Genomic DNA, 20300 nt, shown 5'->3' with positions numbered 1-20300 from the left:
CAGCACGCATGGGATTTTGAGTGAGCCTCGATCTGATCCGCGACTGGGATGCCCATCTGGCGCATGAAAAGCGCCGGTCGGAGCATACGCGTCGCGCCTATATCGCGACCGCCGAACGCTTCTGTGCCTTCCTGTCGGAGCACCGCGGTGGCGCCGTCGATGGCCCGATGCTGGCGAAACTGACCCCCAATGATCTGCGCGCCTATCTCGCCGACCGCCGTGCCCAGGGGCTGGGCAATGCGTCGGCAGCGCGCGAGCTTTCTGCGTTGCGCGGCTTCCTGCGCTTCGTTGGCGGTTCGGGCGCGAGCGTGCCGCCGTTGCGCGGGCCGCGGGTCAAGAAGGGGCTGCCGCGCCCGGTTTCGCCCACCGAGGCGCTCGCGCTGGCGCAGGATGTCGAGGACAACGCGCGGCAGGGCTGGACCGGCGCGCGCGATTTTGCGCTGCTGTTGCTGCTTTACGGCGCGGGGCTGCGTATCGGCGAGGCGCTGGGACTGACCGGCGCGGTGCTGCCGCTGGGCGAGACACTGCGCGTTACCGGCAAGCGGAACAAGACGCGCGTCGTGCCGATCCTCCCTGCTGTGGCGGCAGCGGTGACGCGTTATGTCGACGCCTGCCCCTATCCGATCGCCAAGGACGCACCGTTGTTCCTCGGCGCGCGCGGCGGGCCGCTGGCACCCGGGGTCGTGCGCGCCAGCGTGCGGACGGCGCGGCGCGCGCTGGGGCTGTCCGAACGCACGACGCCGCACGCCCTGCGCCACAGCTTCGCGACGCATCTGCTGGCGGGCGGCGCCGATTTGCGCAGTTTGCAGGAACTGCTCGGACACGCGAGCCTCGCGTCAACGCAGGTGTACACCGCGGTCGATGCCGCGCACCTGCTCGACATTTATCGCAGCGCGCACCCGCGGGCTTAGTCAGCCTGCGTCGGCTTCCAAGTGACCACGCGATAGAGATACAGCAGCACCAGCGACCCGATCGCAACCAGCGCCACCGGGCCGACGAACGCATCCAGATTGGCGAATCTGCCGCCGAACCAGTTGCCCGCCCCAGCGAGCGCGCTGATCCAGATCGCCGATCCCGCCGCGGTCCACAGCAGGAATTTCGCCTGGTTCATCTTCACCATACCCGCGGGCAGCGACACCATCGTGCGCGCGACGGGCATGAAGCGCGCAGCGAAGACGATGCCGGGCCCATATTTCAGAAACCAGTTATGCAGCTTTTCCACCTCGGCCCAGTCGAGCGTCAGCCAGCGGCCGTGTCGGTCGATAAAGGGCTTGAGCCGCTGATAGCCGATCCAGCGCCCGATCCCGTACCAGACCCAATTTCCGACGGTCGTCCCGGCCACCGCGACCGCGACCAGTGTCCAGAAATCGAAATGGCCCCTGGCGACAGCAATGCCGCCGAGGCCCATGATGACTTCGGAGGGGATCGGCGGGAACACATTTTCGAGGAACATGAGGATGAAGATCCCCATATAGCCCCAGCTCTGGATCAGGTTCAGGATGAAATCGGTCATGGCGGAGGTAACGCGCGGAGTGCGTCAGCCGATCCGTCGAACGATCGCGTCCCAGATCATGCCCGTCGTATCGCTGTTGTTGAACCGGTCGATCGCGACGATGCCGGTTGGCGAGGTGACGTTGATTTCGGTCAGCCATTCGCCGCCGATCACGTCGATGCCGACAAAGACCAGACCGCGCTCGCGCAACTGCGGCCCCAGAACGTCGCAGATTTCCTGTTCACGCGGGGTCAGCGTCGCGGCTTCGGCATAGCCCCCAACCGCCAGGTTGGAGCGGAATTCGCCTTCGCCGGGTTTGCGGTTGATCGCGCCAGCAACCTCGCCGTCGATCAGCACGATGCGTTTGTCGCCCTGCGACACGCTGGGCAGGAACTGCTGGACCATGAAGGGTTCGGGCCACACCTGACCGAACAGCTCGACCAGCGCGCCCAAATTGCTGCCGTCGGCGTCGATGCGGAACACCGCCTTGCCGCCATTGCCGTGCAGCGGCTTGATCACAACGGCGCCGTGGCGCGCCTGAAAATCCTTCACCGCGTCGAGGTCGCGGGTGACCATCGTCGGCGGCATATATTCGGGGAAGTCGAGGACGAAGACTTTTTCGGGCGCGTTGCGGACCGAGACTGGGTCGTTGACCACGAGCGTCTCATTGGCGATCCGTTCGAGCAGCCAGGTGCCGGTCAGGTAACCGAGGTCGAAGGGCGGATCCTGCCGCATCAGTACGACATCGACGTCGCGGCCAAGATCAAGGGTGACCTCGTCGCCGAAGCTATAGTGCGCCCCCGGCTCGCGCTGCACGTCGAGCACGCGGTGCGCCTTCGTCGTCAGCCGCCCGGCCTCCCACGTCAACCCGCGGACGTCGTAATGATAGAGGGTGTACCCGCGCTCGAGCGCCTTCAGCATCAGGGCAAAGCTGCTGTCGCCTCCGATGTTGATGCCGTCCATCGGGTCCATTTGCACTGCGGCGCGCAGGGTCATTCGATATTCCTCAGGGTTGCCAGACGTCGACCAGATGGCGTGGCAGGCGCCCGGGCGCAAGGCGCATCACATCGATGCGGATATCGTCCTGCGGTCGGGCAAAGCGTGAGGCGAGCATTTCTGCCGCCGCCGCGACACGGCGCAGACGATATTGATCGATCGCCAGATCGAGGTCTTCGGGCCGTTCGCGCCAAGTCACCGCGCTGAAAACGACTATGCGGCCGCGCCGTGCGACCAGGGCGACTTCGCATGCCGCGACGCGCAATCGCTCGCCCAAGATGCGCCAGCCGTTGAGGCGCAGCCACCATGCCGCGCGGCGCTCCGCCTCGCGGCCGCGGGCTTCGGCTGCCGCGCGCTTCAATCGGCATTCTTCAGCGTCAGGGCGCGCGCATAAATGTCGTGGCGATCGAGCCCGAAGCGCTTGGCGACCGCTTTCGCGGCTTGTGCAACCGGCTTGTCGGCCATCGCCTCGCGCAGCGCGGTGTCGAGCGTCGCGTCGTCGGCCTGTTCGATCGCGGCTTCGCCCGGCGGGCCGACCACGACGACGATCTCGCCCTTTGGCGGCACGTCGGCATAGCGGGCGGCGAGTTCGGTCAACGTGCCGGTGACGCATTCCTCGAACATCTTGCTGATCTCGCGCGCGACGGCCGCCTCGCGGTCGCCGAGCCCCTCGGCCATCGCGGCGAGCGCCGAGGCGAGACGCGGTCCGCTCTCGTAAAACACCAGCGTGGCGCGCAGGCCGGCAAACTCGGCGAGCGTGTCAGCGCGGGCCTTGGCTTTTGACGGCAGAAAGCCGGCAAACAGAAACCGGTCGCTGGGCAGCCCCGACAGCGTGATCGCCGCGATCGCGGCGCAGGGGCCGGGCAGGGTGGCGACGTGCCGCCCGGCGGCGCGCGCGTCCCGAACCAGCTTGTATCCGGGGTCCGAAATCAGCGGGGTGCCCGCGTCAGACACCAAAACGACAATTTCGTCGGCCATCCGCGCCACCAGCGCCGCGCGCGTCCGTTCGTCGCTGTGATCGTGATAAGGGGTCATCGGCACGCGCAAACCCAGATGCGACAACAGCTTGGCGGTCACCCGGGTATCTTCTGCCGCGATCAGGTCGGCGCGTGCCAACATCGCCCCGGCGCGTGCGGTGATGTCGCCGAGGTTGCCGATGGGGGTCGCGACGATATAGAGACCGGGCAAGGGAGAATTTGAGATGGTCGAATCTGGCATGACGCCGAAAATGGCAGAAACTGCTGCCGAGCGCCAAGCTTATGCGTCGCCGCGGCGGCAAATGCTGCGCGGACTCGGTGCAGTGGCGATGGCGGGGTTGCTCGCCGCGTGTCAGGTCGTCCCGAAAACCGGTGGACCGGCGACACCGCCGCCGCCCGAAACCCCGACCGACAATGTCGGTCCCGGCCTGCCGACCGATACCGATCGCCACCGCGTTGCGCTGCTGGTGCCGCAGACCGGCCCCAACGCCGACGTCGGCACCGCGATCGCCAATGCGACGACGCTGGCGCTGCTCGACTCGCGCACCGAGCGCGTTCGTATCACCACCTATGACACCGCGCTCGGCGCGGCGGCGGCGGCGCGGCAGGCCGTGGCCGACGGCAACCGACTGATCCTCGGTCCGCTGCTCAGTGAAGATGTCACCGCGGTCGCACCGATCGCGCGCGACGCAAAAGTGCCCGTGCTTAGCTTCTCGAACGACAGCAGCGTTGCGGGCAACGGCGTCTTCATCATGGGCTTTGTTCCCGGTCAGTCGGTCGAACGCGTCGTCGCCTTTGCGCGCGGCAAGGGGCATCAGCGCTTTGGCGCGCTGGTGCCGAAGAATATCTACGGCGATCGTTCGGGAGCCGCCTTTCGTTCCGCAGTGAGCGCGGCGGGCGGGACGCTGGTCGCGGTCGAAAGCTATGACCGCAGCGCGACCGCGCTGACCGGCGCAGCACGGCGGATCGCCAATGCCGGCGCGATCGATGCGGTCCTGATCGCCGACAGCGGCGGCAATGCAATTCGCGCGGTGCCGGTGATCAAGGGGAGCGGGCAAACCCAGATCCTCGGCACCGAATTGTGGAACACCGACGCGTCGCTCGGCACCAGCGCGGTGATGCGTGGCTCGTGGTTCGCCAGCGTTTCCGACGGCCTCTATGGCCAGCTCGCGACCAAATACCGCACCCGTTTCGGCCGGGCACCCTATCGACTTTCCAGCCTGGGCTACGACTCGGTGCTGCTGACCGTTCGCATTTCGCGCGACTGGAAACCCGGGACGAGCTTTCCGGTGAACAAGCTGCTCGCGGCGGACGGTTTTGGCGGCATCGACGGCATTTTCCGCTTCAACAATCGCGGCATTGCCCAGCGCGCGCTTGAGGTCAGCGAGATCGGCGCCGGCGGTTTCCGCGTCGTCGATCCAGCGCCGACCAAATGGTGATCGGCGTGGCCTGACCGCCACAGTCGGTCGAAAAGCGTCACCTTCATGCCACGCGCGGCCTTTACGGCGCGCGCGCGTTCACTATATGAGCATGGCGTGCGTATATCGCGCTGATTCCGCACGCCACCCGTCCACGATCAGGAGATACAGCTATACCACCGCCCACGACTCGCCGCCCGATGGCGCCGATGCCGCCGAAAAACGGCCCGCGATACAATGAATTCATCGCTTCTCCGAAGGTCCGCGTGATCGACGAGGAAGGCGAAAATCTGGGCGTGATGCTGACCGCCGAAGCGATCGAGCAGGCCGCTTCCGTGGGCATGGACCTGGTCGAAGTGTCCCCGAACGCCGATCCGCCGGTGTGCAAATTCCTCGATGTGGGCAAATTCAAGTACGAAGCCCAGAAAAAGGCGAATCTGGCACGCAAGAGCCAGAAGACGCAGGAAATCAAAGAGATCAAGATGCGTCCGAATATCGACGATCATGATTTCGATGTGAAGATGCGCAAGGTGTTCGACTTTTTGGGCGAAGGTGACAAGGTCAAGATGACCATGCGTTTCCGCGGCCGCGAAATGAGCCACACCCAGCTTGGCCTGAATGTGCTGCAGCGCGTCGCGGAACTGACGTCGGAAATCGCGAAGGTCGAGGCGCATCCGCGCACCGAAGGCCGCCAGATGCTGATGGTCATCGCGCCGAAATAGCTACTTGGTCGCCCGCCTTCGCGGGGGCGACGGTATGTTCAGCCAATACGAAATTGCAGGGCGGTCGTTCCAACGGGGCGGCCGCCCGCTTCGTATCGGCGTTCGATGATCTGCCCGTTCCCATCCGCTCCCACCGCAATCAGCGTTGACGCGCGGGTGCCATAGACGTCGCCGCGCAGGAACAGCGCCGGATTGCCCTCGGCGGTCAGTGTGTCGAGCAGGCCTTGGGGGTCAGTGCGCGCTTTGACCACCGCCGCCAGTGCGGCGCGCAGGCGCTCGGCGCGGGGGCAGGGCTGATCGATCGGCTCGTTGGCAAGCGCGTGTATGCCTGCGCCAAGCGTCATGATCGCGGCCTCCGATCGATTGGTGAGCAGCTGCGCTTCGCCACCGCCGATCGCAAACAGGTTGAAGGCGTTAAAGCGGTCGAGGTCGGTCACGACCGGATCGGCAAAACGGCCATCGCCGCGCAACAAATCCACCACCAGCGCCCCGCGCGATTCCTTGGCCGGATCGGGTAGCGCGCCGCGCACATTGGTCACGACAACGATCCGCCCGCTCGCCGGATGCGCGCCAAGCCAGGTGCCTCCCGCCAACAAATCACGCCCCGCGACGATCCCACTGCCCCCGTCCCATTCGGCAAGCGGCGCGGCGGGCCGCGCATGAAACTCGTCGCGGTTGCCGATCAGGATCAGCGGCCAGTCGGCATGAATCTGCCAGGCGAGGGCGACGACGCACATGCTGCCGCTATTGCGGCTTCCCTCGACTTTGCCAAGCCATCGATCTTAACTGTATTATTAAGATATATCACTGCATTGATCGCTACGAGAAAAAATGTTAGCCTTGCGCCATCTTTCTGGGGAGGGAGACAAATATGACTGATGTCGTCAAAACGCCGTGGCACCTTTGGGTGGTCGGGGTCGTATCTTTGCTGATTAATGCGTTTCCGGTCGCCGACTTCACATTGACCAATATGCAGAATGAATTCTGGCTCTCGCCGTTGACCGCGGCCCAGCGCAGCTTCATCCTTGGCGCGCCGCTGTGGGCCGATGCCTTTTGGGCGCTCGGCGGCTTCGGCGCTTTTATCGGATCACTGTTGTTGCTGATGCGGTCGCGCCACGCCGTGACGGCTTTTATTTTGTCGATAATCGGGCTCGCCGGATCGACGCTGTATCAGCATGTTCTGCAAGGTGAGACCACCCGCGAGCTCTTTCAGAATGTCGCGCTCTATGTGACGCTCACCATATGGGTGATCATGCTCGCGCTGCTCTTTTATGCTCGCGCTATGAAGGCGGAGGGCATTCTTCGCTAAAGAAAAAGGGGCGCCCGCGGGCGCCCCTACATAGCTACCGCGCCCGGATAAACGCGCGAATATCCGCCGACAATTTGCTGCGATCCTCGTCGCGGATATACATCATATGGCCCGCGCCATAATAGGTGTAGCTGATCCGGTCCTGCGGGATGCCGGTGCGTGACAGCGCATATTCGGCGGCGAAAAACGGAGTGGCGAAATCATAATAGCCCTGCGCGACGAGCACTTTTAGCCCCGAATTTTCGCGCAGTGCCTGCCCGATATAGGGCGTGACGTTGAGGTAGGCGTTGGTGTCGCGGCCGCCGATGCGCCAGTCCCACTGGCCGCCGATGCTGCCGATCGACTGATATTCGCGGTCGGTCTTGAACCCCAGCCCGTCGCGGCTCCAGCTGTTGATCGCCGCGGTATAGCTCGCGTCGATGCCATAGAAGCTGGGGTCGTTGTCGGGCTCCTCGCCCGCGCTGTCATAATCCTTTCCGGTGTAGCGGCTGTCGAGACGGCCAACGGTCAGCCCGCGATCGCGTAGCAACTCCTTGTAGAAGCGGCCGGGGGTGACGCGCAGGTCGGCGCTGTCGAGATAGGTTTCGGACAGGCCGGTGAAGCGCGCGAGCTCGCGGCGGATCGCGGCGCGTTCCTCGCCCCGCAGCTTCTGCCCCTTGAGCAGCGCCGACGCATAGGGGCCGATCGCCCATTGCCGCGCTTCCTCGGCAAAGGCTTCGGGCGAGGTGCCGGTGGCCTTGCCATGATAGAGCGCCGTGACCGCCATCGACGGCAGGTTGGTGATGAACGACAGCTCGTTGCCTGCGGTGTCTGACCCCGCGGCAAAATCGAGCACGGTCGAGATCAGGATGATGCCGTTCAGCGCGACGTCGTTGTAGGTCGCGTTCATCAACTGGTTGGCGACCGCCGCCGAGCGCGTTGTGCCATAGCTTTCACCACCCAGATATTTGGGGCTGTTCCAGCGGCCATTGTCGTTCAGCCAGCGGCGGATGACTTCGGCCACCAGCTTCGCATCCTGCGTCACCCCATAATATTCCTTGGGGTCGGCCTTGCCGATCAGGTGCGAAAAACCGGTGCCGGGCGGGTCGATGAACACCACATCAGTGACGTCCATCAAGGCGTCGGGATTGTCGACGATGGGGTAGGGCGGGGCGCCATCGTCGACCCCGGTGCCGGGGATCGCGACGCGCTTCGGCCCGAACGCGCCCATCATCAACCACACGGTGCCGGAGCCGGGGCCGCCGTTGAACAGGAAAGTCACGGGGCGGCCGGGATCGCGCGGTTCCTTGACATAGGAAGTGGTAACGACGGCAACCTCGGCAACGCCGTCCTTGTTCTTGATGATCGTCTCGCCAATCGTCGCCGCATAGTTGATCCGCTGGCCGCCAAAGGTGCCGCTGAGCTTGGTGGTGCGGACCTGCGGTTCGTAATCGGCGGGCTTTTCGGCCGTCGCATCATCGGCAGGTTTGTCCTGCGCGTAGAGGACCGAAGGCGCGGTAGCGGCAAGCGCCAGCGCGATAAGCGAAAGACCCGATTTCATAAGCATTTTCTCCCCGATTGCGCGCGAACCCTATGCAGCACGCGGGGAGGGGGCAAGGCTACTTGTCGGTACCAGGCGGGGTTTCGTCGAAGGGGGTTTACGCGGCTTTGCGTTGTGCTGTGAGTTGCAGACCCAGCGCATCCAGAACAGCGTCTGCCTTGCTTTGCCGCCGTCAGCTAGATGGCGATGCCAAGATTATGTCCAAAATGGACGCGATCATCGCCCCCACTTGGTCTTGCTCTGCTTCCCGTACCGTCCCTTGCGCGTGCCGGGCTTGCCCTCGTTCGAGCGCCCGACACGCGGCGCGACCTGTTCGCCCGCGGGCAGCCCCAACTCGTCAGCTTCCAGCTTGCGGATTTCGTCGCGCAGGCGGCCGGCTTCCTCGAACTCCAGGTCCGCCGCCGCATCGCGCATCCGTTTCTCCAGATCCTGGATGTACGCGCGCAGGTTATGACCGACCATGTGCGCTGGCTTGTCCTCGCCGATGTCGATGACGACGCCGTCCTTCGAGGCGACATGCGCGATGATGTCGCCGATGTTGCGTTTGATCGTCGTCGGGGTGATGCCATGTTCTTCGTTGTAGGCGCGCTGCTTTTCGCGGCGGCGGTCGGTTTCGCGCATCGCGCGTTCCATGCTGCCGGTGATGCGGTCGGCGTAGAGGATGACGCGGCCGTCGACGTTGCGCGCGGCGCGGCCGATCGTCTGCACCAGCGACGTTTCGCTGCGCAGGAACCCCTCCTTGTCGGCGTCGAGGATTGCGACCAGCCCGCATTCGGGAATGTCGAGCCCCTCGCGCAGCAGGTTGATCCCGATCAGCACGTCGAACACGCCCAGCCGTAGGTCGCGGATGATCTCGATACGCTCCAGCGTCTCGATGTCGCTGTGCATATAGCGGACCTTCATCCCCGCTTCGTGAAGGAATTCGGTCAGATCCTCAGCCATGCGCTTGGTCAGCGTCGTCACCAGCGTGCGGTATCCCGCCGCGGCGGTCTTTTTCGCCTCGACGATCAGGTCGTCGACCTGCTCCTCGACCGGCTTGATCTCGACCGGCGGGTCGATCAGCCCGGTGGGGCGGATCACCTGCTCGGCGAAAACGCCCTGCGTGCGGTCCATTTCCCAAGTGCCGGGGGTCGCCGACACGCTGACCGTCTGCGGCCGCATCATGTCCCATTCGGCAAAGCGCAGGGGCCGGTTATCGATGCAGCTCGGCAGGCGGAAGCCATATTCGGCCAGCGTGATCTTGCGGCGATGATCGCCCTTCGACATCGCGCCGATCTGCGGGACCGTCTGGTGGCTTTCATCGACGAAGAGCAAAGCATTGTCGGGCAGATATTCAAACAAGGTTGGCGGGGGTTCGCCGGGCAGGCGGCCGGTCAGGAAGCGGCTGTAATTCTCGATCCCCGCGCAGCTCCCCGTCGCAGCGATCATTTCGAGATCGAAATTGGTGCGCTGTTCGAGCCGCTGCGCTTCGAGCAGCCGGCCCTCGGTCTCCAGCTCCTTCAACCGCTCGGTCAGCTCATGCCGGATCGCTTCGCTCGCCTGTTTGAGCGTCGGTCCCGGTGTCACATAGTGCGAGTTGGCATAGATGCGGACATGGTTGAGCGTCGCGATCTTCTTGCCGGTCAGCGGGTCGAACTCGGTGATTTCCTCGATCTCGTCGCCGAAGAAACTGATCCGCCACGCCATATCCTCATAATGCGACGGGAAGATTTCGAGATTGTCGCCGCGGACACGGAAATTGCCGCGCGCGAACGCTTGATCGTTGCGCTTGTACTGGAGCGCGACGAGCTTGCGAATGATCTCGCGATTGTCGGCAACCTGACCCTTTTTGAGGTCAAAGATCATCGCCGAATAAGTCTCGACCGACCCGATTCCGTACAGGCACGATACCGACGCCACGATGATCACATCGTCGCGTTCGAGCAAAGCGCGCGTCGCCGAATGGCGCATGCGGTCGATCGCCTCGTTTACCGAGCTTTCCTTCTCGATATACGTATCCGACCGCGGCACATAGGCCTCGGGTTGGTAATAGTCGTAATAGCTGACGAAATATTCGACCGCATTGTTCGGAAAGAAGCTCTTGAACTCGCCGTATAGCTGCGCCGCGAGGATTTTGTTCGGGGCGAGGATCAGCGCCGGGCGCTGCAACGCCTCGATCATCTTGGCCATCGTAAAGGTCTTGCCCGATCCGGTGACACCGAGCAGCACCTGATCGCGTTCGCCGGTCAGCGCGGTGTCGACCAGTTCGCGGATCGCGGTGGGTTGATCGCCCGCGGGCTCATAGTCGCTAACCAGTTCAAAACGCTTGCCCCCTTCGACCTTGTCGGGGCGCGCGGGACGGTGCGGGACATAGCCCTCCGCCGTGTCGATTTCATCGAGCGATGTACGAATCTGAATTGCCATTGTTGCCAATATGGTATCGATGGGGCGGGTCCACAATCGCAATGAGTCCGCCACAGAGCAGGCAGCGGCTAGTCACAGGAGACAGGGTATGAAAAAGATTTTGACGATTGCAGCCGTCGGCACGCTCCTGGCGGTGTCGGGCTGCGGCAAAAGCGAAAATGCTGGCGGTGCGGTGAAGCGCGAGGCCGGCAACTGGAAAACCGATGTCAAGCTGGTGAAATTCGAAGTCCCCGGCATGCCCCCCGAAATGAAGGACGGCATGTCAAAGATGATGGAAGGCGCCAGCGGTATGGACCAGTGCCTGACTCAGGAACAGGTCGATAAGGAAGATATCGCCGCCGAACTCGCCAAAGGTCCGGGCAATGGTGGCGAATGCACCTGGGCAAAAAAGGACATTGCGGGCGGCACGATCGACATCGCCGGTACCTGTACTGCCAACGGGCAGACGGTCGACATGGCGATGACAGGCACGATGGCGGCCAAGAAAAGCGACGTGACGATCACGACCAAGGGCAAGGTGCCGACCGGCGGCGACATGGAAATGGTCATGCAGATGACCAGCACCCACACCGGCCCGTGCAAGGCACCGGCGACGACCTGAACCACGGACTAGTTGCCAATCGATCGGGGCGTCAGCAGAGCTGGCGCCCTTATCATATCGACGACGTAGCGACGTGAGAGGAGATTGACGATGCTGGGTTATGTGACGATGGGAACCGACGACATCGACCGCGCGCGCGATTTTTACGCCGCGCTGCTCGGGACGATTGGCGCCAGCGAATTGATGCGGATGTCCGACGAGGACAATGGCTTCACCCTCTATGCGACCAGCTGGGGTCAGCCCGGCATCGCGGTGACGCGGCCCTATAACGGCCAGCCGATGCACGCCGGGAATGGGCATATGGCTGCAATCATCGTCGATGAGCGCGCCAAAGTGGACGGGCTGCATGCCAAGGCGATCGCGCTGGGCGGCACATGCGAAGGGCCGCCGGGCGTTCGCGGCGACGAGGGCGATCAGGCGTTTTACGCTGCTTATTTCCGCGATCTCGACGGCAACAAACTCTGCGCTTTTCGGGTCGGTCCGGCCTGACCTTGACCGCTTGGCTCGACCGCCGTTCGACGCCGTTGCTGGTCGGCCTGTTCGCCGCCTTGCTGGCGGTCGCAGCGGGATTGGTGTCGGGCGCTGATGCAGCCGAGCGCGCCGGACTGGCGGCGCGATGGACGGCGCGCGCCGCGCTGCCGCTGTTCCTGATCGTATTTCTGGCATCGACGCTCATGCGCCGCTGGCCCGCGGGTATCACCCGGGCGCTGCGCAAGCGGCGGCGGCAATGGGGGTTGGGCTTTGCGCTTGCCCACACCATCCATCTCGCGGCGCTGGCGGTCAACGTCATTGTCTTTGCGCCGGGAAGAACCTGGCAGTCGCTGATCGGCGGCGGGCTGACCTATGTCATGATCTTTGTGATGGCGTTCACATCGACCGATGGCTGGCAACGACAGCTCGGCCGCTGGTGGCGGCGCCTTCATACCGTCGGTATCTATTATATCTGGTTCATTTTCACCGCCAGCTATGCGGGTCGTGCCTTTGGTGACGAACCTGAAAAGCGGGTCGTCGGCCTATTGTTCGGAACAATCCTGATCGCCGCCCTGATCGGGCGCCTTTGGCCGCGGTGAGCACAGCCTATCGACTTGCCGGACAGGTGACAGGTGGGGCTGTCATCCCGTCCGGCGAAGTCTTAAATTGAGACCGGAGGATAATGAAGAATGCCAGGGACCAGCTCGCACACTTCGCCTTTCGGCCTCAATGTCGCACCGATGTAGGAAGGGCGCGACGATGCAATGATGGCAGGATTTCCGGCATTTGGCAGTTACAAGGGGTCACATCCCTTGATGTCGCCGGTTGATAACCCTTTGTTTACCTCGTTTCGCGTTTCATCGTTCCAGATTGGCGTCTCGTCGTTCTTCTGCTATGGCAACGGTCCTATCTGTTACCGTTACGTGGGAGTAACAATGGCTGGTCGCGGTTATTGATTGGCGTATCTACCGCAGCGCTCGTTGTGGGCAATTGAGGGTAGCATGGACCACGCGAAAGCGAATGATACGCAAGCGGCCGGTGGAAACGACCGGATAATTGCGGAGGAGCTGGAGCGGCTGCTCGAATCGCCGCTGTTTGTCCGCTCGCCGGTGCTGTCGCGTTTGCTGCAGTTCCTGGTTGAGCACCGGTTGCGCGGCGGGCGCAGCTCGCCCAAGGCTTACGCCATCGCGACCGAAGCTTTGGGCCGCAGTGCCGATTTTGATCCCGCCGTCGACAGCTATCCGCGCGTCATGGTCGGCCGCCTGCGGACACTGCTTGATCGCTACTATGCCGATACCCCGTGGATTCACCGGCTGCGCGTGCCGCAGGGAAGTTACGAGGTGGTCGTCCAGCACCGCGTCGCGCCGCCCGCACGTTCGCTCGACGGGCGAAATGGAGTGGATGACGTCAAGTCTGCCCCCGGCGGCGACAAAGCTGGTTCGCCGCGCGTACCGGGCGCGGTCGGTCGGGGCACGTCCCCGCGCTACGGTCGCTGGATCGTTGCCTTTATGCTGGTCGCGCTGGCGCTGTTGGCGCTGTGGGCGCTGCGCAGCGGCCCCGATCGCCTGTTTGTCGGGACGTCCGTTCCGGTGCCCACGCTCGAAGTCAGCGAACCTGTTTCGGGAAACAGTCCCAACTCGCGCGCCCTTGCGCGCGCGCTCGACAGCAAGCTGCGCGATGGATTGCGGCGCTTCGCGTTGATCAACCTGTTAAGTGCGAAGGCGCCCGGCGCTGCGACATCACGGCCCGCGGATTACCGCCTCGACGTGTCGATGGTCCTCAACCAGCAGGGAGCGGGCGAGGTTACGCTGGTGCTCAATCGGGTGGATGACCAGCGCGCGATCTGGTCGCAGCAGGTGCGGATCGCCGACGATAACATGCCCAATATCGCTCCCATGGAGCCAAGCATCGCTCAGATCGCGGGCGATTATGGGGTGATCGTGCGCGATCAGGTGCAGCGCCAGTCAGAGCGTTTCTCCCCCGGCTATCCGTGTCTCGCGCAATTCAACCGGCTTCGCCAGATGCGCAACATGCCCTACGCCCGGCAGGTCGAAGCCTGCCTGCGCGCGACTTTGGAACAGAATGACCGCGACCCGGTGGCGCTCGCCGCCTTGTCGCTGCTGCGATTTGGTGACTGGCAGCCGCAGCGCACGACGCCGGCTGGCCGCGAAGCTTTTGACGAAGCGCGGTCGCTGGCCTTGCAGGCGTATGAGAGCAGTCCCAGCTCATCGGCAGGGCTGTTCGCAATGGCCCGCGCCAATTTTTATACGGGTGATTGCCAGCGCGGCAACACGATGGGCGACGCGGCATTGCGGCTGAATCCTTATGACCCGGACATGGCGGGTTTTCTGGGATTGTTCAAAATCACCTGCGGGCAGGCCGAGGCCGGAGAAGCGCTGCTCCGTCGGTCACTGGCGCTCGACGATTCCTCTCCTGGTGTGCCTGCTGTGACGCTCGCGTTCATTCTGTCGCAGCGCGGCCAGCAAGCTGAAGCGCGCGCGGTGCTCGACCAGATGCCATCGCCCAGCACGATGGAACCCCAGTTTTTGATGGTCCGCGCCATTGTGCTGGCCCGTCAGGGCGATTTGGCGGGGGGACAAGCGGAATGGCGCCGTCTGCTCGCCTATACCCGTCAACCCGCGAACGCTCCGCCCGAAACGGTGCTCGGTCGGTTTATGATCACGCCGGCGGTGATCCAGCGGGCGTCGGCGGCGCTGCGCGATTCGGGTGTCGTTCCCGCCAAGCCCGCGCCTTGACGCGCTGAAGCGCGCCAAGCAGAACGGACCGATGCTGCTCGCGCTCGCCTTGCTCGCCTCTGCGCCGTCCCCGCCCGCTGCGGTGGCGGTTGATTTCGACCGCGACGGGACGATCGAAACGCGCGTGGTCATGGGCCACGCCGACCGGGCGAACGCGCGGGTGCTGACGGCAGATGACCCGGTCCGCATTGCGTCGGTGTCGAAACTCGTCGTCGCGCTCGGCGTGCTGCGGCTGGTTGAGCAAGGGCGGCTCGATCTCGACCGCGATGTCTCGGACTATCTCGGCTGGCGGCTTCGTCATCCTGCCTATCCCGACCAGGCGATCACCTTGGCGCAGCTGCTGGGGCATCGCTCCGGGCTCGCCGATCGGGTCGATTATGCATTGCCGCTGGATGCCGATCTGGAAGAGTCGCTCCAGAACCCGGCGGCATGGGATGCGCCGCGCGCGCCCGGCGGCGATTTTGTTTATGCCAATCTCAACTATCCGGTCGTCGCCGCGGCGATCGAAGGCGCGACGGATGAGCGGTTCGATCGGGCGATGGCTCGGCTTGTGCTGCGCCCGCTGGGGATCGACGCCTGTTTCAACTGGCCGACCTGCAGCGACGCCGCGGTGGCGCGCGCGGTGGTGCTATACGGCGCCGACCGCTCGGTCGTCCGCGACGACATGAAGGGCGTTCGCCCGGCCTGTCCTGTCGTTCCGGCGACCGACGGCAGCTGCGACCTCGGCACCTACCGGCTCGCGCGCCATGGCGCGGGCTTCAGTCCGCAAGGCGGCCTGCGCATATCGGCGAACGGGCTGGCGCAAATTGGGGTCATGCTGCTACGTCGCGGCGACAATTTTCTGATGGCCGACAGCCTGGCCCGGCTGGAAGCCATGGCGCCGGTCCGCCCGGCGACGGGCGAGGGGGCCGGCGGCTTTTTCTGCGAATATGGCGCCGCGATGCACAGCACGGGCAGCGGCGCGGCGACGGGGCCAGGGTGCCGCGACGACCTGTTCGGCGACGGACGGCGGCGGCTGGGCCACTCGGGCGATGCCTATGGATTGCGATCGGGGCTGTGGTACGATCTTGAAGCAGGCACTGGCACGGCCTATTTCGTGACACAGGTGCCGGACGGACAGAAAGGGAAGCGTTCCGCCTATAGCGCGGCGGAGGAGGAACTGGTCGATACCAGCCCTCTTGCCAGCCCCGTCCACGGACACTAGGGCAATTTCCAACATTCACGGCTTAGTCAGAAAAGGAATAGCGCATGAGCGATTCGGCCGAAAAGGTTAAGAAGATCGTCGTCGAACATCTGGGCGTCGAAGCCGACAAGGTCACCGAAGAAGCGAGCTTCATCGATGATCTGGGCGCCGACAGCCTCGACATCGTCGAACTGGTGATGGCATTCGAAGAAGAATTCGGCGTCGAAATCCCCGACGACGCGGCGGAAAAGATCGCCACCGTCAAGGATGCGATCGACTATATCGAAGCGAACAAGGGCTAATCTAGCCTGTCCGGCGTTGCCGGATGCGGCGGCGACGCCGTCAACGCAATTCCGGCTCCCCGGTCTCGAGCGCTCGTGCGCAGCGACCGGGGAGCTTTTTTTATGTGCGCGCGTCATCTAGAAGCGCGCGAACTACAATGATGCGGGCGCCTGCGGGGGCAGGGGCCGACGAAAGGAATGACTATGCGCCGGGTTGTCGTGACGGGATTGGGTTTGGTGACGCCGCTGGGCGCCGACGTGGAAACCACATGGGCCAATCTGCTCGCGGGCAAATCGGGCGCAGGTCAGATCACCCACTTTGACGCCTCCGACTATAAATGCACGATCGCGTGCGAGGTCAAGGGACCGGACCATGAATATGGTTTCGACCCCGGCAAGCGCGTCGACCACAAGGTGCAGCGCCAGGTCGACCCGTTCATCATCTACGGCATCGATGCAGCGGGGCAAGCGATCGAGGATGCGGGTCTCGAGGACATGACCGAGGCACAAAAGCTTCGCGCGGGTTGTTCGATCGGCTCGGGCATCGGCGGCCTGCCGGGCATCGAAAGCGAAAGCCTGTTGCTCGCCGAAAAGGGCCCCGGCCGGGTCAGTCCGCACTTCGTCCACGGCCGCCTGATCAACCTGATCTCGGGCCAGGTCAGCATCAAATATGGGCTGATGGGACCGAACCACGCGGTCGTCACCGCCTGCTCGACCGGCGCGCATTCGATCGGCGATGCGGCGCGGATGATCCGCGACGACGATGCTGACATCATGCTGGCGGGCGGCGCCGAGGCGACGATCTGTCCGATCGGTATCGCGGGGTTCGCGCAGGCGCGCGCGCTCAACATGAGTTATAACGACCGCCCCGAAGCGGCGAGCCGCCCCTATGACAAGGACCGCGACGGGTTCGTCATGGGCGAAGGCGCGGGCGTCGTGGTGCTCGAGGAATATGAACATGCCAAGGCGCGCGGCGCCAAAATCTATGCCGAAGTCGTCGGTTACGGGCTTTCGGGCGACGCCTATCACGTCACCGCGCCGCACCCCGAAGGGTCGGGCGCGTTCCGCTCGATGGAAATGGCACTGAAAAAGGCGGGAATGACCCCGTCGGACATCGATTATATCAACGCCCACGGCACCTCGACGATGGCCGACACGATCGAGCTTGGCGCTGTCAAGCGGCTGTTCGGCAATGCGATCGGCGACGTGTCGATGAGCTCGACCAAATCGGCGATCGGCCACCTGCTCGGCGGCGCCGGGGCGGTCGAGACGATCTTCTGCATCCTCGCGATCCGCGACCAGATCGTCCCCCCGACGCTCAACCTCGACAATCCCGATGAAGGCACCGAGGGCGTCGATCTGGTCCCGCACACCGCGAAGAAGCGCCCGGTGAAGGCGGCGCTGAACAACAGCTTCGGCTTTGGCGGCACCAATGCCAGCGTGATCGTTAAGGCGATCGGCTAAAAGCGCTCGTCACTGCGAGCAAAGCGAAGCAATCCAGAGTGTGACAAGCCGCTCTGGATTGCTTCGCTTTGCTCGCAAAGACGAACTAAAAGCTCTTTCCTACATTTCGCCGCCATGCTCTATCATCCCTGTCGCCAGGCTCTGGCCTAAAGCGACAAAGGAGACATTTGCGACGCGTTCATGCGTATCTTTTGTCGCTTTAAGGACAAGGTTGGGAGAATCAGGTGCATTCGTTTCGCTGGCTGACGATCGCCATTTTGGCCGCGCTGCTGGCAGCTTGCTCGGGCGGTGCGCCACAGGATACGGTCGTCGTGATCCCACAGGGCGCCAGCATCGCCAAGGCCGGCGAAATCCTCGAAAAGGCCGGCGCGGTCTCCGCCTCCAGCTTCCGTAACGAAGCGCGCTTCTTCGCTTCCGACGACCCGATCAAACCCGGCGAATATAAGATCGAAAAGGGGATGGACGCGGGCGACATCCTCGCTTTGTTCCAATCGGGCAAAACGATCCAGCGGCTCGTGATGATCCCCGAAGGCATGCCGTCGATCATGGTGTGGGACCGGCTGATGGCCGAAAAGCGGCTGACTGGGGCAATCCCCGTGCCACCTGAGGGCAGTATCCTGCCCGACAGCTACGCCTTCACCACCGGCGAAAGCCGCGCCGCGGTCGTCAAACGCATGCAAGCGGCGATGGACAAGGCGTTCAACGAGTTGTGGGCCAAGCGCACCCCGCGTACCGCGGCCAAGGACCGCAACGAAGCGATCACGCTCGCCTCGATCGTCGAAAAGGAAACCGGCGTTCCCGCCGAACGCCGCACCGTCGCCGGGGTCTATACCAACCGGCTCGCTGTCGGCATGAAACTGCAGGCCGACCCGACGATCATCTATCCGCTCACCAAGGGCAAACCGCTCGGCCGCCGCATCCTGCGCTCCGAAATTCAGGCGGTGAATGATTACAACACCTACAGCATGATCGGCCTGCCCAAGGGGCCGATTGCCAACCCCGGCAAGGCATCGCTCGCCGCGGTGCTCGACCCCGAACCGACCGATTATCTGTTCTTCGTCGCGAAAGGCGACGGCGGCCATATCTTTGCGCGGACGCTGTCCGAACATAATGCCAATGTGCAGAAATGGTATCAGCTACGCCGCGAACGCGGCGAGATGGAGTAGAGCGCCGAAGCTCCTGATCGTCGCCCCCGCGAAGGCGGGGGCCGCTGTCAGCGTAGCGCAATCTCGATAGCGGCCCCCGCCTTCGCGAGGGCGACGGAGAGACGATATGACCGCCAAACTCTTCATCCACGGCGTCCCCGACAGCCCGGCGATCTGGCGCCCGCTGCTCGCCGCGCTCGACCTGGGCGACACGCCGGTCGCGGTTCCGGCGCTGCCCGGCTTCACCGCGCCGTTGCCTGCGGGTTTCCCGGCGACCAAGGAGGCCTATTCAGACTGGGCGATTGAGCAAGCCGAAGCTTTGTTCGCGGCGCACGGACCGATCGACATCATTGGCCACGACTGGGGCGCCTTGATCGCGCAGCGCGTCGCGATGCTGCGTCCCGATCTCTTGCGCAGTTGGGTGATCTCGAATGCGGTAATCGACCCCGACTATCGCGGCCACCGCGTCGCACGTATCTGGAACACCCCGATTCTCGGCGAAATCTTCATGGCGCTCAGCAAACCAGCTATGCTCGCTCAGGGACTGGCCGCGCAAGGCATGCCCGCTGACATCGCGTCCGAAGAGGCCGAGCAGTGGCGGAACAAGGACAAGCGCCGCGCGATCCTGAAACTCTATCGCTCGGCCAAGGGGCTGAGTTTCGAGCATGACTGGGCGCGCGATATCGGCAAATTGCCCGCGCAGGGGGCGTTGATCTGGGGCGCCGACGACCCATATGTGCAACTGTCGGTCGCGCAGCTCTTCAGCGCAAACACCGGCTTCCCGCTCACCGTCATCGACGGGGCAGGGCATTGGGCGATCGCCGAGCGACCCGCAGAGGTCGCGGCGGCACTTCATCGCTTTTGGTCTTCGCTCTGATCGCCTGACTCAATCAATATAAGCGGCCAACTCGATTTGACCTGCGTCCGCCAGTCTGCTTTTGGTGCGCCGCACAAAAATCCCACAGAAAGGATTCTCTCCCATGATCAATCAACCCGTTCCCGCCGTGACGCTCAAGACGCGCGTCCGCGATGAGGCCCTCGACGGCCCGAACCCGTTCCGCTGGCAGGACGTCGACACCGGCGAAGCCTTTGGCACCGGTCGCCACATCCTGTTCGGCCTGCCGGGCGCATACACCCCAACCTGCTCGAACGAACAGTGCCCCGGTTTCGAGCGCCTCTATGGCGATTTCGCCGCCGAAGGCGTCGCCGATATCCATTGCATCAGCGTCAACGACGCGTTCGTGATGTACAACTGGGGTAAGAGCCTGGGCGTCCAGAACGTCAAGATGGTCCCCGACGGCTCGGGCGCCTTCACGCGCCGCATGGGCATGCTGATCAACAAGGATCACGTCGGCTTCGGCATGCGCAGCTGGCGCTACACCGCGATCGTCGACGACGGCGTCGTGGTCCAGATGTTCGTCGAGCCCGGCATCAACGATGTCGGCGCGGATACCGATCCCTATGTCGAATCGACCCCCGAAAAGGCGCTCGAATGGGTGAAGGCGAACCCGTATCAGGGCAAGCTGGCACAGGCGGCCTGAC

Annotated in this window: 21 protein-coding genes; 14 read left to right on the top strand and 7 right to left on the bottom strand. The window is 63.9% G+C overall.

Translation table 11 applies throughout. The features are described from left to right. The first annotated feature begins 20 nt into the window (after positions 1 to 20). Entirely contained in the window at positions 21 to 911 is an 891-nt protein-coding gene (locus CDQ92_RS09085; protein ID WP_088441057.1) for a tyrosine recombinase XerC, read from the top strand. Here the strand turns inward: CDQ92_RS09085 and CDQ92_RS09080 are convergent. Genes CDQ92_RS09080 through rsmI form a run of 4 tightly spaced genes read right to left on the bottom strand, consistent with a single transcriptional unit; the run spans position 908 to position 3706 of the window. Next, complete coding sequence (locus CDQ92_RS09080) at positions 908 to 1513, bottom strand: DedA family protein (protein ID WP_088441056.1); 606 nt, start codon at positions 1511 to 1513, stop codon at positions 908 to 910. The two genes, CDQ92_RS09085 and CDQ92_RS09080, sit on opposite strands and share 4 nt — an antisense overlap. A gap of 24 nt (positions 1514 to 1537) precedes the next feature. Then, the gene (gene gshB, locus CDQ92_RS09075; RefSeq protein WP_088441055.1) at positions 1538 to 2488 is read right to left on the bottom strand and encodes a glutathione synthase; all 951 of its coding nucleotides are present in this window, start codon (positions 2486 to 2488) and stop codon (positions 1538 to 1540) included. A 10-nt stretch (positions 2489 to 2498) separates the two neighbouring features. After that, complete coding sequence (locus CDQ92_RS09070; protein ID WP_088441054.1) at positions 2499 to 2849, bottom strand: YraN family protein; 351 nt, start codon at positions 2847 to 2849, stop codon at positions 2499 to 2501. Further along, the gene (gene rsmI / locus CDQ92_RS09065; protein ID WP_088441053.1) at positions 2846 to 3706 is read right to left on the bottom strand and encodes a 16S rRNA (cytidine(1402)-2'-O)-methyltransferase; all 861 of its coding nucleotides are present in this window, start codon (positions 3704 to 3706) and stop codon (positions 2846 to 2848) included. Before rsmI ends, CDQ92_RS09070 begins: the two co-directional genes overlap by 4 nt. A 61-nt stretch (positions 3707 to 3767) precedes the next feature. On the opposite strand from rsmI, the gene CDQ92_RS09060 reads away from it, so the two are divergent. Together CDQ92_RS09060 and infC are read left to right on the top strand one after the other, a co-directional pair. Then, the gene (locus CDQ92_RS09060; RefSeq protein ID WP_088441493.1) at positions 3768 to 4904 is read left to right on the top strand and encodes a penicillin-binding protein activator; all 1137 of its coding nucleotides are present in this window, start codon (positions 3768 to 3770) and stop codon (positions 4902 to 4904) included. Between the two features lie 179 nt (positions 4905 to 5083). Beyond that, entirely contained in the window at positions 5084 to 5605 is a 522-nt protein-coding gene (infC, locus tag CDQ92_RS09055; RefSeq protein WP_088441052.1) for a translation initiation factor IF-3, read from the top strand. A 38-nt stretch (positions 5606 to 5643) separates the two neighbouring features. Here infC and CDQ92_RS09050 read toward each other — a convergent pair whose 3' ends face one another. Continuing rightward, the gene (locus tag CDQ92_RS09050; protein WP_088441051.1) at positions 5644 to 6342 is read right to left on the bottom strand and encodes an NRDE family protein; all 699 of its coding nucleotides are present in this window, start codon (positions 6340 to 6342) and stop codon (positions 5644 to 5646) included. Positions 6343 to 6476: 134 nt separating this feature from the next. Between CDQ92_RS09050 and CDQ92_RS09045 the strand changes: the two genes are divergently transcribed. After that, positions 6477 to 6914, top strand: coding sequence for a hypothetical protein (locus CDQ92_RS09045; protein WP_088441050.1), 438 nt, complete (start codon positions 6477 to 6479; stop codon positions 6912 to 6914). A gap of 34 nt (positions 6915 to 6948) precedes the next feature. On the opposite strand, the gene CDQ92_RS09040 is transcribed toward CDQ92_RS09045, so the two are convergent. Both CDQ92_RS09040 and uvrB read right to left on the bottom strand, forming a co-directional pair. Further along, complete coding sequence (locus CDQ92_RS09040; protein ID WP_088441049.1) at positions 6949 to 8454, bottom strand: S10 family peptidase; 1506 nt, start codon at positions 8452 to 8454, stop codon at positions 6949 to 6951. Positions 8455 to 8670: 216 nt separating this feature from the next. After that, positions 8671 to 10857 (bottom strand): excinuclease ABC subunit UvrB, encoded by a 2187-nt coding sequence (gene uvrB, locus CDQ92_RS09035; RefSeq protein ID WP_088441048.1) that lies wholly within the window; start codon positions 10855 to 10857, stop codon positions 8671 to 8673. Between the two features lie 88 nt (positions 10858 to 10945). Here uvrB and CDQ92_RS09030 point away from each other — a divergent pair, with 88 nt between their 5' ends. From CDQ92_RS09030 to CDQ92_RS08985, 10 genes are all read left to right on the top strand, one after another. Next, on the top strand, positions 10946 to 11458 hold the full coding sequence (locus CDQ92_RS09030; RefSeq protein WP_158213814.1) for a DUF3617 domain-containing protein: 513 nt from the start codon (positions 10946 to 10948) through the stop codon (positions 11456 to 11458). A gap of 90 nt (positions 11459 to 11548) precedes the next feature. Further along, the gene (locus CDQ92_RS09025; RefSeq protein WP_088441046.1) at positions 11549 to 11947 is read left to right on the top strand and encodes a VOC family protein; all 399 of its coding nucleotides are present in this window, start codon (positions 11549 to 11551) and stop codon (positions 11945 to 11947) included. 2 nt (positions 11948 to 11949) lie between these two features. After that, complete coding sequence (locus CDQ92_RS09020; RefSeq protein ID WP_088441045.1) at positions 11950 to 12528, top strand: hypothetical protein; 579 nt, start codon at positions 11950 to 11952, stop codon at positions 12526 to 12528. Between the two features lie 402 nt (positions 12529 to 12930). Further along, the gene (locus tag CDQ92_RS09015) at positions 12931 to 14685 is read left to right on the top strand and encodes a tetratricopeptide repeat protein (protein WP_088441044.1); all 1755 of its coding nucleotides are present in this window, start codon (positions 12931 to 12933) and stop codon (positions 14683 to 14685) included. 31 nt (positions 14686 to 14716) lie between these two features. Beyond that, positions 14717 to 15889 carry a serine hydrolase domain-containing protein gene (locus CDQ92_RS09010; RefSeq protein ID WP_088441492.1) on the top strand — a complete coding sequence of 391 codons (1173 nt, stop codon included), beginning with the start codon at positions 14717 to 14719 and terminating at the stop codon, positions 15887 to 15889. Between the two features lie 44 nt (positions 15890 to 15933). Continuing rightward, positions 15934 to 16170, top strand: coding sequence for an acyl carrier protein (locus tag CDQ92_RS09005; RefSeq protein WP_003039428.1), 237 nt, complete (start codon positions 15934 to 15936; stop codon positions 16168 to 16170). Positions 16171 to 16353: 183 nt separating this feature from the next. Continuing rightward, on the top strand, positions 16354 to 17613 hold the full coding sequence (gene fabF / locus CDQ92_RS09000; RefSeq protein WP_088441043.1) for a beta-ketoacyl-ACP synthase II: 1260 nt from the start codon (positions 16354 to 16356) through the stop codon (positions 17611 to 17613). A 224-nt stretch (positions 17614 to 17837) separates the two neighbouring features. Further along, positions 17838 to 18779 (top strand): endolytic transglycosylase MltG, encoded by a 942-nt coding sequence (gene mltG, locus CDQ92_RS08995; RefSeq protein WP_088441042.1) that lies wholly within the window; start codon positions 17838 to 17840, stop codon positions 18777 to 18779. A 106-nt stretch (positions 18780 to 18885) separates the two neighbouring features. After that, the gene (locus tag CDQ92_RS08990; protein WP_088441041.1) at positions 18886 to 19635 is read left to right on the top strand and encodes an alpha/beta fold hydrolase; all 750 of its coding nucleotides are present in this window, start codon (positions 18886 to 18888) and stop codon (positions 19633 to 19635) included. A gap of 103 nt (positions 19636 to 19738) precedes the next feature. Further along, positions 19739 to 20299 carry a peroxiredoxin gene (locus tag CDQ92_RS08985; RefSeq protein ID WP_088441040.1) on the top strand — a complete coding sequence of 187 codons (561 nt, stop codon included), beginning with the start codon at positions 19739 to 19741 and terminating at the stop codon, positions 20297 to 20299. Position 20300 lies beyond the last annotated feature (1 nt).

The organism is Sphingopyxis bauzanensis, assembly GCF_002205675.1.
GTDB lineage: Bacteria > Pseudomonadota > Alphaproteobacteria > Sphingomonadales > Sphingomonadaceae > Sphingopyxis > Sphingopyxis bauzanensis.
This window is presented reverse-complemented; position numbering and strand designations above follow the sequence as displayed.

Coding starts and splice junctions, on each gene's coding strand:
- CDQ92_RS09080 (WP_088441056.1), bottom strand. CDS start 1,513: ATGACCGATTTCATCCTGAACCTGATCCAGAGCTGGGGCTATATGGGG.
- gshB (WP_088441055.1), bottom strand. CDS start 2,488: ATGACCCTGCGCGCCGCAGTGCAAATGGACCCGATGGACGGCATCAAC.
- rsmI (WP_088441053.1), bottom strand. CDS start 3,706: ATGCCAGATTCGACCATCTCAAATTCTCCCTTGCCCGGTCTCTATATC.
- CDQ92_RS09060 (WP_088441493.1), top strand. CDS start 3,768: ATGCTGCGCGGACTCGGTGCAGTGGCGATGGCGGGGTTGCTCGCCGCG.
- infC (WP_088441052.1), top strand. CDS start 5,084: ATGGCGCCGATGCCGCCGAAAAACGGCCCGCGATACAATGAATTCATC.
- CDQ92_RS09050 (WP_088441051.1), bottom strand. CDS start 6,342: ATGTGCGTCGTCGCCCTCGCCTGGCAGATTCATGCCGACTGGCCGCTG.
- CDQ92_RS09045 (WP_088441050.1), top strand. CDS start 6,477: ATGACTGATGTCGTCAAAACGCCGTGGCACCTTTGGGTGGTCGGGGTC.
- CDQ92_RS09040 (WP_088441049.1), bottom strand. CDS start 8,454: ATGAAATCGGGTCTTTCGCTTATCGCGCTGGCGCTTGCCGCTACCGCG.
- uvrB (WP_088441048.1), bottom strand. CDS start 10,857: ATGGCAATTCAGATTCGTACATCGCTCGATGAAATCGACACGGCGGAG.
- CDQ92_RS09030 (WP_158213814.1), top strand. CDS start 10,946: ATGAAAAAGATTTTGACGATTGCAGCCGTCGGCACGCTCCTGGCGGTG.
- CDQ92_RS09025 (WP_088441046.1), top strand. CDS start 11,549: ATGCTGGGTTATGTGACGATGGGAACCGACGACATCGACCGCGCGCGC.
- CDQ92_RS09015 (WP_088441044.1), top strand. CDS start 12,931: ATGGACCACGCGAAAGCGAATGATACGCAAGCGGCCGGTGGAAACGAC.
- CDQ92_RS09010 (WP_088441492.1), top strand. CDS start 14,717: ATGCTGCTCGCGCTCGCCTTGCTCGCCTCTGCGCCGTCCCCGCCCGCT.
- CDQ92_RS09005 (WP_003039428.1), top strand. CDS start 15,934: ATGAGCGATTCGGCCGAAAAGGTTAAGAAGATCGTCGTCGAACATCTG.
- fabF (WP_088441043.1), top strand. CDS start 16,354: ATGCGCCGGGTTGTCGTGACGGGATTGGGTTTGGTGACGCCGCTGGGC.
- CDQ92_RS08990 (WP_088441041.1), top strand. CDS start 18,886: ATGACCGCCAAACTCTTCATCCACGGCGTCCCCGACAGCCCGGCGATC.
- CDQ92_RS08985 (WP_088441040.1), top strand. CDS start 19,739: ATGATCAATCAACCCGTTCCCGCCGTGACGCTCAAGACGCGCGTCCGC.